This is a genomic window from Paenibacillus sp. GCM10028914, assembly GCF_042666275.1.
Lineage (GTDB): Bacteria > Bacillota > Bacilli > Paenibacillales > Paenibacillaceae > Paenibacillus_AQ.
On record NZ_JBHTFO010000009.1, the window covers coordinates 254202 to 267958 of the forward strand.

The 13757-nt window shown below is 42.5% G+C and carries 17 protein-coding genes; 1 reads left to right on the forward strand and 16 read right to left on the reverse strand.

All coding sequences use genetic code 11. The features are described from left to right. Positions 1-47: 47 nt before the first annotated feature. From ACFQV5_RS09770 to ACFQV5_RS09835, 14 genes are all read right to left on the reverse strand, one after another. Entirely contained in the window at positions 48-1280 is a 1233-nt protein-coding gene (locus ACFQV5_RS09770) for a 3'-5' exonuclease (RefSeq protein ID WP_379246112.1), read from the reverse strand. A 112-nt stretch (positions 1281-1392) separates the two neighbouring features. Then, positions 1393-2163, reverse strand: a complete 771-nt coding sequence (locus ACFQV5_RS09775) for a class I SAM-dependent DNA methyltransferase (protein ID WP_379246114.1) — start codon at positions 2161-2163, stop codon at positions 1393-1395. Positions 2164-2203: 40 nt separating this feature from the next. Then, complete coding sequence (locus tag ACFQV5_RS09780; protein ID WP_379246116.1) at positions 2204-2965, reverse strand: DUF3891 family protein; 762 nt, start codon at positions 2963-2965, stop codon at positions 2204-2206. A 27-nt stretch (positions 2966-2992) separates the two neighbouring features. Next, a complete protein-coding gene (locus ACFQV5_RS09785; protein WP_379246118.1) occupies positions 2993-3199 on the reverse strand; it encodes a DUF4177 domain-containing protein in 207 nt (68 codons plus the stop codon). A 105-nt stretch (positions 3200-3304) separates the two neighbouring features. After that, on the reverse strand, positions 3305-3769 hold the full coding sequence (locus ACFQV5_RS09790; protein WP_379246120.1) for a hypothetical protein: 465 nt from the start codon (positions 3767-3769) through the stop codon (positions 3305-3307). A 59-nt stretch (positions 3770-3828) separates the two neighbouring features. Beyond that, the gene (locus tag ACFQV5_RS09795) at positions 3829-4284 is read right to left on the reverse strand and encodes a hypothetical protein (RefSeq protein WP_379246122.1); all 456 of its coding nucleotides are present in this window, start codon (positions 4282-4284) and stop codon (positions 3829-3831) included. A gap of 5 nt (positions 4285-4289) precedes the next feature. Beyond that, entirely contained in the window at positions 4290-4718 is a 429-nt protein-coding gene (locus tag ACFQV5_RS09800; RefSeq protein ID WP_379246124.1) for a hypothetical protein, read from the reverse strand. A gap of 10 nt (positions 4719-4728) precedes the next feature. After that, on the reverse strand, positions 4729-5376 hold the full coding sequence (locus ACFQV5_RS09805; RefSeq protein ID WP_379246126.1) for a hypothetical protein: 648 nt from the start codon (positions 5374-5376) through the stop codon (positions 4729-4731). Positions 5377-5558: 182 nt separating this feature from the next. After that, positions 5559-6530 (reverse strand): NAD-dependent epimerase/dehydratase family protein, encoded by a 972-nt coding sequence (locus ACFQV5_RS09810; protein WP_379246129.1) that lies wholly within the window; start codon positions 6528-6530, stop codon positions 5559-5561. 219 nt (positions 6531-6749) lie between these two features. Further along, positions 6750-7721 (reverse strand): NAD-dependent epimerase/dehydratase family protein, encoded by a 972-nt coding sequence (locus tag ACFQV5_RS09815; RefSeq protein WP_379246132.1) that lies wholly within the window; start codon positions 7719-7721, stop codon positions 6750-6752. 133 nt (positions 7722-7854) lie between these two features. Continuing rightward, positions 7855-9279, reverse strand: a complete 1425-nt coding sequence (locus ACFQV5_RS09820) for an erythromycin esterase family protein (protein ID WP_379246215.1) — start codon at positions 9277-9279, stop codon at positions 7855-7857. A 52-nt stretch (positions 9280-9331) separates the two neighbouring features. Next, positions 9332-9529: a helix-turn-helix transcriptional regulator gene (locus ACFQV5_RS09825; RefSeq protein ID WP_379246134.1), complete on the reverse strand. Its 198-nt coding sequence runs from the start codon at positions 9527-9529 to the stop codon at positions 9332-9334. 21 nt (positions 9530-9550) lie between these two features. Then, positions 9551-10060, reverse strand: a complete 510-nt coding sequence (locus ACFQV5_RS09830) for a DUF6773 family protein (protein ID WP_379246136.1) — start codon at positions 10058-10060, stop codon at positions 9551-9553. A gap of 219 nt (positions 10061-10279) precedes the next feature. After that, the gene (locus tag ACFQV5_RS09835) at positions 10280-10783 is read right to left on the reverse strand and encodes a YcxB family protein (RefSeq protein WP_379246138.1); all 504 of its coding nucleotides are present in this window, start codon (positions 10781-10783) and stop codon (positions 10280-10282) included. A 193-nt stretch (positions 10784-10976) separates the two neighbouring features. Here ACFQV5_RS09835 and ACFQV5_RS09840 point away from each other — a divergent pair, with 193 nt between their 5' ends. Then, positions 10977-12212: an RNA polymerase sigma factor gene (locus ACFQV5_RS09840; protein ID WP_379246140.1), complete on the forward strand. Its 1236-nt coding sequence runs from the start codon at positions 10977-10979 to the stop codon at positions 12210-12212. 39 nt (positions 12213-12251) lie between these two features. Here ACFQV5_RS09840 and ACFQV5_RS09845 read toward each other — a convergent pair whose 3' ends face one another. Continuing rightward, the gene (locus tag ACFQV5_RS09845) at positions 12252-13085 is read right to left on the reverse strand and encodes a creatininase family protein (protein WP_379246142.1); all 834 of its coding nucleotides are present in this window, start codon (positions 13083-13085) and stop codon (positions 12252-12254) included. A 112-nt stretch (positions 13086-13197) separates the two neighbouring features. After that, positions 13198-13743: a hypothetical protein gene (locus ACFQV5_RS09850; protein WP_379246144.1), complete on the reverse strand. Its 546-nt coding sequence runs from the start codon at positions 13741-13743 to the stop codon at positions 13198-13200. Between the last annotated feature and the right edge of the window lie 14 nt (positions 13744-13757).

The window sequence follows — 13757 nt, forward strand, 5'->3', positions numbered from 1 at the left end:
CATACCAAATCCCCTGTATCCTTGAACATGGACACGGGGGATTTGTTTTACGAATTCTTTTTTATGGATTGTTCAAAACGGACTTTCCTCCGCGTTACCAATGCTGCTGCATAACCTGCGATCATGGAAAATACCAGCCCCAGACTGTATGTCAGAATGTTGATGTAAGCTGTATTAGTGTACTGATTCCAATGTCCAAAACGAAAAATGGCCGAATCCGTATTATCAGGTCCTCCGCCCAGCTTGTTAAAGATTTGAATATAGTATCCATATGCAAACAATGCTAGTACCCCGGCCATTATGATCAAAAAGACTAGGCTTCCACTAGAATACCAGCCGTCTCTCATCTTCTCATGGAAGAAACTCCACGAGGCTATGCCTACCAGACAAAGAAGAACCATATATAAGGGAACCAACATAAACACTACTAACAAGGCTGGGTTTCCATTGCCCGATATATGTCCACTCCAATTTAGACGAAAGGTCATCATATCCACCAGGCCGGTGAGCGCAGTCGTAATCAGAAATAGAACAATGATGCTCCAAAATAAAGTTCGCTGCTGGCTGGTAAGCGCAGGGAAACGCTTGGAATACTGGCTGGATTGAAGCTTTGTGGTTAATGGGGGAAGCTGAAATCTTTTGACCACGAGGGGTTGGTTAAATTCAAGGTGCTCTATATTCCGAGTCTCAAGCTCCCTAAGCATCTCTAGGAATATTTGTCCGATCAGTAGGCTGTCTCCCAGTGCATCATGTCTTTGAATTCCTTTGCCGTCCAGACCATAGTAATGCAGCAGAAAGTCCGTGGAGATAATGTCCTGCACTTCAGGATGAAGATACGTAAACAATGCCTTGGTATCGATGCACGGATTGGCTGGAACCGTAAGTCCAAGGCGGGTACACTCCCGCTGAAGAAGCGGTAGATCGAACTCATAGCCTGCATGGGTAACAAGAATACATCCATCCGCAAAATCTAAAAAAGATCCGTATACCTCCTTCAGTCTCGGTGCATGTTCGACATCACCGTTGTATATGCCGGTTAATGTCTCAATCTCTTGTGGTATCGGCTTAGCTGGCTTAACGTAAGTATTGAAGGTTTCTTCCGGAAACAGCCCTTCTTTATTCATACAGACCGCTCCGATCTGAATAATCCGCTCGGTCTCTACCTGAATGCCGGTCGCTTCCAGATCAAATACACAGAATTTCTGATTTTGTATATGCTGAATGTTTAATCCGTTCACCTTGTAAGCTTGTTCCGATAGCATTCTTACCATCATGGACATCTCACACACTCCTCCTATTCTTGACGGCTTCAAGCTTCCGAGTGTCAATCTACTGCTCCTTATGATCTAAGAAATTCTATGTACTAAAAAAAGCCGGTACTCCTCTCCTATGTTACGGAGTACCAGCTTTATCTTCACAACCCCTCCTTTTATAGCCTTTCATCATCAAAAACAATGGAATTCTCTGTCTTCGTTCATACGTTTCCCGATTGTTGAAGAATCGTTCATCCGGTCGCGATTCTCGGACCTCTTCCACCAGAAATCCTGCCCTCTTCAACGCTCCAAAATAGTCCTCGATCGTCCGGTGAAACTTCTTCACCGTACTTCCCAGCCACTCCTGTTCACGGTCGCCCGTAATGAAGTAATTATCTACCGTCCAGTCCTGCTTCTGCCCCGCCGGCTTAGTCAGACCGTAAGAGGATGTCATAACCGGATGCTCTACCGAGAACACAAAATAACCGCCTGGCTTTAAAGAAAGATATACACGGCCGAACAGTCTGTCGATGTCCTCAATATAGTGCAGCACAAGCCTTGAGACGATCTTGTCATATTCAGTCTCCTGCGCGTTCCATTCCTCTAACAACATATGTATCACACGGCTATTGGTCCGATTATTTAGCGTCTGCCTCGCAAGTTTGGTCATCTGAGCAGAACCTTCTAACCCGGTATATTGCAAAGCACCCAAATCCAGCAGCTCATTACCATAAATAGCTGTACCGCAGCCCAAATCCAGTATCGATTGCCGTTGCACATCCCCCATCATTTCATAAATGATCGGCTTTTCGAGTGTGTCATTAGCATTCTCATTCCAATTTCTCCGCTGCAAATAATTATCCAAAAAAGCTTTCTCATCGTATTGATCCGAACCTCGGTATGACGTCATGAAGTCCTCCTTAGCAGCGTAGATATTTACTACAGCAAGTTCACACAAAGGTTACCTTCAGCTCTGTCCAATCACATTCCTGATAAGCTTTATTGATTCCAATCTCATGCGCCCGCTTTTTGGGGACATTTTTATATCGTAAAGTAGCCGTCCACTCTTGTGCGAACAGAATTGAAGGAGTTAATTGAACTTCATGTTCGCTGCTCCATTCGGCATTAAATTTATGATCTTCTATCAAGCTATTAAAACCTTGCTTAAACCATGGATGCTCTTGCTCTTTCGAGACACCCTTCTGATTCATACAGACATATAAAGAAATATCGTCACATAATTGCAATAGCTGGAAGTGTCTTTTAATCATCACTTCATCCGGGTGGTTCAGCTTCTCCTTCAGACGTGCCTGACGAGCAAGCTCTCGGTGATAAAATGCTAGCTCTGCTTCATACTTAGCATCCTGCGGAATAGACTTGAAGAATGACGCATAGTGCATGCTGCAGAGCAGTGCAGCATATGCGCTCATCTCCTCTGTTTCATCTACCCCGAGTTCATACATAACCAACTTTGGCAGCACCGGGTGATCGATGAATGAAAAAGGAAACGTTGCGGTGTCATTCCATACTGGCGTGGCATCCAGCCGGATCCAGCTCCGGTCATGCTCCCGAATAGCGAGCAAGCAGTCATCCTTATAATTCTCGTCCAAAAACCATTCGTCTCGGAAGCCCCGAGCTATTTCTCCTGAAAAATGCGCGTGGTCATCTTGCGTAGTCATAACAAAATACGGTTCAGTGTCCCGAATAATCATCCAAATCTCCTCCTTAGCTTTTAAACTTTAAGCTCCAACGTAGGCCTGCCGCTTGAATATCATAATGACATCCCTCGACTGTCCCTGCGTTTGACTCGTATCAAAACATGACACCAGTTCCCAGCCTTCATATCCATATTTGTTCAATAATTCGTCCAGCTCGTCTTCTTTCACTTTCCCACCTAAAAAACCACCGGTTTGATATTTAACCGTTCGATATTCCCACTGGGTCATAAAATATGTCCTCCTTCATATATAACGCCATTCATTCATCTCAGACGCTAAAGAGAAATGTACTCCTTCGCTTTAACTGGAAATTTGATAGAATTTACTGCAAATCTATACTCTTCGATTTTTAATAACTGCAGCCGAGATCGTAATAATCATCGCAACAAACGATGCCAAAAGTAAGGACAAAAGAACAATACTGTAGTCCTTTCTGCCATTATCAGCCGCTATTTGACTATACTGTTTAGGCTGAATTGAATCATCACTTCCACCATATTCACCATCATAGATGGCTTTCAAGTAATCACCTGTATCCGATTTTACAGCGATTGCTTCATTAGGCAATAATCCTTGGATAGCGTAATACTTCGTTCCTACTGGATAAGAATTTGAGAAGTTACCGTTATAAGATCCCTCTTGCATGGAATGGTATGTAACTTCTCCCACCACATCCCCTACAAGTGTCTTTTTTACGACTTCTTCCGAGACGATAAATGACCTGCCATCGTTGACAACAAACTCATAGGCCCAGCTTGCGCTTACGGAAGAGATGTTTAGTAAGGACATCCACAGCATGAGCAGCGGTATATTGATAAGCCGATGAATAGGACTTCCACCCCTCTTATGTAAAATGACTAGGATTTACGCCTCTTTACTAGACGTGTAACCATGACAGGAATGCCAATCACCGCTATAGCAATCAACAACCATCTCAAAATAACAAGATAAAACTCATCTCCGCCATTGTATTCACCCTCATATATGGCTTTAATGTATGTACCCTCTTTAGTCCGAATTGCAATGGCTTCCTCACTCGGAGTCCCTTGAATCGCGTAATATTTCGTACCTTTCGGAAACTGATTAGAGAAGTTACCGCCATGGTAAGCAGCCTCATCACTTGAATGATTGGTAACTTTACCGACCACTTCTCCAAGAAGGGCTTCGTCTACAACCTCTTCTGTAATAACAAATAAACTGCCTTCGTTCACGACAAAAGGGTATGCCCATTTTGCAGACACCGGGGAGAAGAACACGAAGAACAACGAAAGCGCCAGCAGTAGTATTCTTACATAACGAACTGCAGCCCCCATCCCTCTTACCGTGCCTCAAGCAGGTTTTCATGCTCACGAGGCGGCGGCTCAACAATGTGGATTGAATGGGGAATTTGAGCAAGCTTGCTCAGTGACATCGTTACGAATTGTCCTTTTTCAAGCCTCTGGAGCACTTCAGGCACCGTAACCTTATACTTTTTCAGCTTCCCATCGGTTCTACTAATATGAATGGTTCGACCTTCCTTATGGACAATTTGCCCTTGAACCTGTCTAGTGGCCGATGTAATTAGATCTGTAATGAGAACAACAACGAAGCCTGCGTAACACAATATAGCGAGAAAATATAAAAATCCGAAACTAGACGGTGTGAAACGAGCATGATGCAGCGCAAATATAACAATGGAAAGAAATAATAACACAGCATTCAAACCTAGTTGCCAGATCAACCATCTGTTACCGTTCAGATTCATCATCTAAATCCCCCTATTTGTACGTTTTCCTATCACCATTTACCTCGATTTCTGCTCCGATTTCTTTCACCCAGCCTTGAGAGCTACTCTCATCCAACGGATCTCCATAAAACACTACATTCACAATTCTCTGGGATCGAGGAGTTAGCGAAACCTCCTTAGGCTTGAACTCAACCTGAGAATACATCGGATTGATAATCGGCCGGATTGTGACTGACTTCTGCTTACCGTAGTTGTATATATTAAGCGTACAAACTGCTTTTACCTGCTCATTTTCAGGAGAATAGTTACACTCACTGTCTTTTTTAGAAAAAGCCACCGAAGAAATACCTGATGAATTAAACTTCGTAAGAAAGAAGATCTGTTCCGTCAAGAAGGGGAAAATATAAATAAAAACGATATAGCCGATTAAAAGCCGGCTCGAGATTTTTGGATAACGAGGTTTGTAGATGTTTGCCACGCCGATTGATCCAAATATCAATAATATAAAACCGATTACTACCGGTAAGTGCAGCCCGTTATTATTCTCTTTTGTCCATGGAGATACCCCAATCCATCGAAATAGATCATCACCGAGTGAGTTCCCCAAATGATTAATAGGCAGGAGCATCAGCCCAAGTATAGCGGCCGAAATAAATATAATTTTACTCTTCAGTTTCAATCACCCTCTCTCATACTTCCATATTGTAGCAAATAATCCAATAGAAATGTCCACAATATTGAATTTTCCAAAAAAGGACGAAGTAACTTTTCACTCATCAAACGATGACATGATGCGTTCCTCTTTCCCCTGTGCTCTGAGTTTCACAGCAAAGAACCCGTACCTAAGCACGGGTCCTTTCTTCAGCCTTCTATACACTTTTGAAGCGTCTCCTTGATCGAGGCACGAATATCATCTTCATTGTATTTTAGGATTCGCATGGTGTCTGCGGGGTTGAGATAGGCATCACGGTTTTGGATCTCTGCCATCATGCTCATATGAACCCCCTGCTCTTTGCCCGCTTCGGCGTTTTTTGAATCGATCCGCTCCATATCTGGCTTCATCTGCTCTAGAGGAACAACTTTGACGGTGCTCTCTTCTTGTTCCAGTGCATCCACTACCATTTGATAAAATTCGCTATATTTCATATTCATCCCACAAATAGAATATTTGCCGCAATGTTCACCATACTCCAGCGCCCCGATGGCCGCTTCCGCCACCTGCCGCGCTGTAACCATCGCTGTACCTCCACCCAGAACGGGAACAACTTTTTGACCTCTTACCCGTTCTACAAACATGGTCCACAGCGGCATTCGACCTGGCATCACGCCGAAAATATAAGGTAAGCGGATCGTCATAACATCCATTCCCCCCTCGCCTTCCATACATGCTATTTCCTCTTGCAGCATTCGAGAACGAGGGTAGGCATTATGCTTCAAGGGAATATCGGGCCACTCCTCAGCAAAATGTGCAAAGTACGAGCTCAGTAATACAAACTTTTTCACACCTGCTCGTTTCGCTAACCTGGCTATACGCTGTGTAGGCAGTACATTTTCTTCATAGAAAAATTTCACCGCTGGAGCCTCAGGAAGCGTCCGTTCATCCGCTCCAGCTGCATATACAAATCCATCCATGCCTCTTAGCATATCTATGATATCTTCATCTGTCATATCCTTGATATTCCCTACTCTATGCTCAACTTCAGGAGGTAACAGACCCTCTGTTGGCATGGGATGCCGTGATATCGTTAATACTTTATATCCTCTCTTCAATAATTCTTGAACCGTGAAATAACCTAGGAACCCAGTCCCACCTAATACGAATACATTCTTCATGAAGTCCATCTCCTATGCAGATTAGTTAGGGTATGATCCATTTCCAACTTATTTCCCCTCCCAGTCCTTTACCCATTATTAGTGTTCATGAGCATTCGTTCAGATGGCATTGGTATTACAACCACTCTTCTCCTTGGGTGCTTCTAATACATGATTGCAACAACAAAGAACCCGTGCCAGCACACGGGTTCTTCTTCATCACATATATGTTAGTTGAAATTATCCTTGCACACACTTACGTAGTGTTTCCACAATCGATGCACGAATATCGTCTTCGTTATATTTCAGAATTGGCATTGTGTCAGCTGGATCAAGATAGGCATCACGGTCCTGAGCAGCTACAGCCACACTCATATGAATACCATGCTCCTTACCAGCTGCAGCAGTTGCAGCATCCAGTTTCTCCATAGCAGGCTTCATCTGTTCTAGCGGCATCACCGTTACGGTGCTGTCCGTCTGGCCCAGCGCGTCCGCCACCATTTGGTGAAATTCGCTATGCTTCATATTCATGCCGCAGATAGCGTATTTCCCACCATGCACACCATACTCCATCGCTCCGATGGTTGCTTCCGCCACCTGCTGCGCAGTTACCATCGCTGTCCCTCCACCAAGAACCGGAATAACCTTTTGGTCCTTAACGCGATCCACGAACATCGTCCACAGTGGCATTCGACCTGGCATCACGCCGAAAATATAAGGCAAACGGAGCGTTGTAACGTCCATTGCACCTTCACCTTCCATGCATGCTACCTCTTCTTGGAGCAAACGAGTGCGCGGATAAGCATTATCCTTCAGCGGTAGATCCGTCCACACTTCGGCAAAGTGAGCAAAATACGAGCCGTACAATACGAATTTTTTTACACCCGCTTGCTTCGCTAACCGGGCAAGGCGCTGTGTAGGCAGCACATTCGCTTCATAGAAAAATTTCACCGCCGGAGCATCCGGTACAACACGTTCATCCGCTCCTGCGGCATATACGAATCCATCCACGCCTTTCAGCAAGTCTAGAACTTCTTCATCTGTCATCTCATTGATGTTTCCTAACCTGCACTCCACTTCATTAGGTAAAAGATCTTCTGTCGGCATGGGAGGTAACGATAGAGTGGATACTTTATATCCGCGTTTCAATAATTCTTTTATCGTAAAATAACCTAAAAATCCAGTTCCACCTAATACGAATACTTTTTTCACAGAGTCCATCCCCTATACAGATTAGTCGAGGAAACATCATTTTCTCCTAATATTTTCCTCAACTTCATCATATCTTATTTTTTAACTAAAATGAGAGTTATATTGAGGCTTATTTGTGAAATATTTTACAAAGTTATTCTGCAGGTTTGGAAGAGGAGGAACTAAGGTATTGAGGTGGGTTCACCTCATCGATGAGCAGAATTCCATCATATTGATCACGGGCAATCAGACTTTCCGGAATCATGCCCCAGCTATAGGTGTATCGCGGCTCAAACATCCACGAGTTTCCACGCGTGTTGTTACGATAGCGTAAATCAATGAATGTATAAGGTGCACCTGCAGCTGACAGAATCGATTCGACAGAACCAGGCTCCAACGGGAGTACATCGTGCACTTTTCTTGTGTTATCCGCAGTTTTTCCGCTTGCAGGGTACAGTCCGAGCACGTAGCTGTATGTTTTCCATTCATCAGGAAGCATTTCACCCATCATTTGAATAGGATATGGTGAACCCATCACATCACTTTGCGCTTTACGGATATGGTCATTATGCGCCCAAACAATAAACTTTTCAGTTGGATATACATCAGTTGCTAGCCACATCAGATTATCCAGCATGGCCTTATCACGCCATTCCATCGACTTAAGAAACCAGGTATAGTCTCCCCCTGGCATGCCCGTATTTGATTTAATGGATATTTCCACATATTCCTTCGCAACAGAAATCCGGTCATTTAAACTTCTCTCCAGAAGGACAGGCAGCTGGGGATTGTGAGGATACAGCTTTTTCAGTAATGCCTGGCTGGATTCTGATCTTGTCGATTTCAGAACATCCTTATACACCTGGATCAATTGACTCTTCTCTTTCCGGTAAGCTTTTAAATCCGTTCCCGCAGAGAATTCCGATAGCTTCTCTTCTGCTTCTTGCAGCCTTAGGGCCAGCTTATCGTCTTCCAACCAAGCCCCATCCAGAAGGGGAGACTGCAGCTGCATGTCAAATCCGGTAAAAGCCAACGGCTGTTCGGACTTCTGGGTTGTTTTTAAATATTCGAATAATGGCAGCGTCTCATTCGTCCACCAGACACCGAATATGGAATCTTTCATCGTCTGCTCCGCGCTCTGGGTACCTGATTTGCCGTAAGCCAGTGAGGTATTACCCAAACTGCTCTCAAACGCCAGCACATTGTACCCCATCTCCTGATGGAGGAATTGGATTAGCCGAGTTTTTGCCAAGTTAAACTCACTGACGCCATGGGAACTCTCCCCCAGAAACACAATTCGCTTATCATAAAGCAAAGGCTTCAGCATATCTAAGTCCTTGAACTGTCCTGCCCCTGCCTTGCTGTCCGCAGGCTGAATGGTGTCCAGCTTGTAAGCATGATCTTTGGCCCAAGCCTCCCATTCGGCTATCGCTTCACTTGATGTACGGACTTCGGCCACACTTCCTTGAATTACTTCTGCTGCGGCGTACGCGCTGCTGCCTGTAAGCAAGGTACCTCCTATAATAGAAACAGTCAGCGTAAATGCAGTAAACATTCGTCCTCTTTTGTTTTTCAACATAGGTTCGAACTCATCTCCTTTAATATAAAGTTGCATGATCAAGCCAACCTCCTTAATCCTCCTCCCAAAATAAATCATTTAGTGTTCTAGACAACGCTTTGCATATGGCAACACATAAACTAAGCGACGGATTGTATTTGCCAAGTTCAATTAATCCGATCGTTTGCCTTGAGACGCCTACAATTTTGGCCAAATCCTCTTGAGAAAGGTCTTTCTCTACCCGGGCCATCTTCAGTTTGATATTCTTCATGCACAATCACCTGTTCCCTTACTACTCATCCAGCGGATCTTTCCCGGACATTTTCTGACTCGCTTTATTAGCGAGTTTGTGAATAATCAAATTTCCTACGACAAAAATTGGAGCACTCATCAACAGCGTTACGGAACTGATTAGAAAGAAGTTCAATAGCCCCTTTGACCAACTGCCATCTGAATACAGAATAGCATTCCGAATCCCAATGAACAGTGCAACAAAAGCTACAATCCCTATACTCCAGAGCAAATTCCGAGTTTTCAGTGAGATCTTGCTTCTGCTGTCATGCACCTCTACTTCATCCGAATAAATACCGAGGAAAATACTTCGGACACTAAAATATAATCCACCTGACACAACGATGACAAGCTCCAGCAAAGAAGATTTCCAGTCTTCCATCATAAAACTTTTCACAATCGTAGAAACCATACAAATGCTCATAATCAGAACGTAAACCTCTTTATAAATCTTGTTCTTCATGTGGACGATGCGTTCGTCCTCTACTTGATTTTTATTGAACCATTTCATGATCAAGCTCCTCCCCGGCACAATTTGGTTAATATTTCCTTCCTGATAATCCCATTATACCGATAACACGACATAATGCAATATATATATTGCAAAAAGCAAATTATATTACATACCCTTAACATAAAAAAAAGCCCGGCACTTTGCCAGGCTTTCTTTCAAACTGTTCTTATACATTCCATAGAAGTGATATGCTGTCTTTAGTATTTTGCAAAAAGGCTACTTAAATTGCTTCTTGGTGTACTGTTCAACCAGCTTTATAAAAGCTTGCTCTTCAGCTTGGTTTGCAAAAGATCTCTTTGGAATGATCGTAGCCTGCAGGCTGTTTACAAAAATATACATGCTGTGCTTGTCCTGCCTTAAGTCATGAATACCATCCCATGCAGAGTGTGACTTCGCTCGGGTTGTAGCATCATAGAGCCCCTGTTCACTCACTTCAATTAAATGCTCCCCGACCACGCCGTCATTCATCTTTACTACCATTTTCATGGTTCTGCTCTTGATTCGATATATGAACAAGACGTCTGCCAAACCACCAATAATCGCCCCAGTAATAATAGAGAACAACCAGCCGGAACCGAGCAGTTTCGAAATAATGATACAAGAGACCGGGATACTCAGCAGACTAAATATCATAGCGATTCTATACTTAGGCATATTGAACATGACATACTTATTAAAATACCAAAAATCCTCTTTCTTTAAATCCATGACCACTTTCATAAGTGTGGCTTCCCTCCGATTTCATAAATATATCCATCCGGATAAATTATTTCTCAATTGTATCTAGTATAAGCCAACTTATGGTTTTAGAACATTATCGATCTTTACATTTCTATGCTATTTCAAAATTCTTCGTGGCTTTTTCTCCATTCCCGGTGTCTAATACATTGTAAGGTCAAGAGGAGGTTCACACATGTCAGGAGCTCATGACAAACAACACCCTGCATATCCGGATATGCAGGCCAGCACAGAGCGTATGGAAGACATTTTTCAGCAGTATTATGGGAAAATCCATAAGTACTTCTCATTCAAGGTAAACCCTGAGGCTGCAGAAGACTTAACACAACAGGTTTTTATAAAAGTGCTAAGAAATATTCATTCTTTTAACCAGGAATCCAGTATGTTTACATGGATCTTTAAAATTGCTCAAAACACACTGAAAAATGAGTATCGCAGAATATCCCGTTCCCCTGAAAGCAGCTCTGATCTATCGGGCTACGAATCGCATCTCATTTCTCTTGATTTTACAAAGCATGTTGAAATTCAATTTGATATTAGTTCAGCTTTGAAGAAATTAAACGCATTAGATAATCAGATCATTATGCTGCGCTTTTTCGTGGACTGTACCTTTGGAGATATAGCTGAAATTACAGGCATGCGCGAAAGTGCAGTGAAGAACCGACTGTATCGCACGTTGGAGAAATTAAGGGTTGAATTAAAAGAATGGGGTGACATTGCCATTATGTCTATTCAGAATATGATATCCATTGTAAATAAAGATAAATTAGGAGATTCACAAAAAGAAAGTCCAAACAAGGTACACCAAGACTTATTTAACAAACTTCAGGAAAACGTGGAGCAGCTAAATAAGAAATACAAACATGTACCCAGCTCAAAAATCACGATTGAAATATATCCTGATCTCAAGACATTCCATCAAGCTATGGGAGAGCATGACGCACCGAACTGGTTCATGGGAACGATGGAGAACAACATATTAAAAATCGTCTCTCCGCTGAACCCGGGACCTGAGCACACGTATGACTCGATTTTAATGTCAACCGTTCACCTGTATGCAATGTGGTTGATAGGTGATATTAACCCCGCAGCTCCAAAATGGATCCGACAAGGTATTGGAGGATATGAATCGAAGCAAATGTCATCAGAATTCATTAAAAGCTCCATAGCCGATGTCCTTAAGCAGGGTAGAGTCCCATACTTCCATGAGTTGAATAACGATACTTGGGATTTCGGGACAATGAAAGGATTTCAGCTCTCGTACACGATCGTCCAATTCATTATTTCGAAGTATGGAATCGATGATCTAAACAAATTGATACGAAATATAAACGGATTCCATGCGATATTCAATTGTTCAGAGACCGAACTTTATGAGCAGTGGGTCGAGTATTTGAGAAAATCATTGTAAAAAAAGAAAGCCCGGCAGGTTGCCGGGTCTTCTTTATATTCAACGCTTCAAATATTCTTTTAATCGAATGGTTGCAAATTTGCTAATTCCATCTATTAAATTAAGGTTATCTACATCCTCCATTTCAAAGTCTGCAGGTGCGCCAAAATATCCGAGAGGTGTTATATTTCTGGCGGTTTCGCCGCCTTGGTGCCATTTTTTTAAATCTTCATATTTGAGATTGGTAGGTTCTAATTTCAGGGCTACTTCAGATTTCACCAAATCAGGGAAGAACTTAACCATTTGAGCAGTTGAACCTTCACCCGCATGAATATCTAAATATTGTTTAGGCGCGGGGAGATCCTCTGGAGTCATTTCCACATTGTAGATCAGAAAATTTTCATTCTCCAGATGGATCCCGAGGTCCTCAGCAATCCAGTGAGAAATGACTGAACGGACATCCAATCCTAAATTATCCCTGCCTGCTACGATGCTTTCGTATAAAGCGGCTCCATTCATCGGATCGCCATGAATATCTACAATAAATACTTTTTTCACTCCCCACCTGCTCAAGCACTCAAATATATCGAACAGCACATTCTTTACGGTCTCTTTTCTTGAAGTAAAAGATCCTGGAAACGCACCAGTAATATGATTGACCCCCCAATAAAAAGGAGGTGCGATCAAACATTCGATGTCATCTTCTTGAAGTTGATCTTTGATCTTTCGGCATATCAAGTGACTCACATAAATGTCCGAAGCTGTTGGTAAATGAGGACCTTGTTGCTCGATCACGCCGGTAGGCAGTAATACAATAGCCCCTTTATCGATGCTGGCCTGAATGTCCGTGAAGCTCATGTCTGACATCGTATCCTGAAATATCGAATATGCCATATCCAATCCTCCAATCGCTTTGTTAAGTACCAATCGGAACTGAGATTAAAAAACGCACTTCCCTTGCTTAGGAAAGTACGTTCTTTTCACTTGGATTACAATTACGACTTCCTCAACTATCTTGCTTTGAGTTTTTCAATCCCAGATTTCTTATCTTTCTTAGAAATTGAGCTAATCCTTCTGCCTTAAACAATAAAATAATACCTAATAGAAGTCGTATCCCTTGTTCAACTAAAGAATAAATAAATCCTAATCTGTCGAACCCAATATCTTGGTTCATCATATTTACATAATTCATGATTATTCTTGCGAGGCTAGTGAATGAAAGAATCACAAGAATCAGTCCAACGACTGACAAGACAAATCCCTCTATATCTTTAGATCGAAAAGTCCCATCAGCCTCAGTCGAGTTTCTGGGTACGATATACTTTGAAAGTTTTTCTGCGAAAAACCACAAAATAACACCGCATAATAACAAAATAAACGTAGGTATACCAATGATAAGAAAGACTTCTGTGTAAGTAGTATCGTGCTCGATTACTTGTAGATATGTCGGTATTGTAAAATCAAGAAGGTTAACAAGATGATTAAGTCCTAAGATAAATAAATATATCGACAGGACTCTTATAGCCAAGAAAGCTAGTTCTCTTAACTTCATTGAACTCTCCCTCC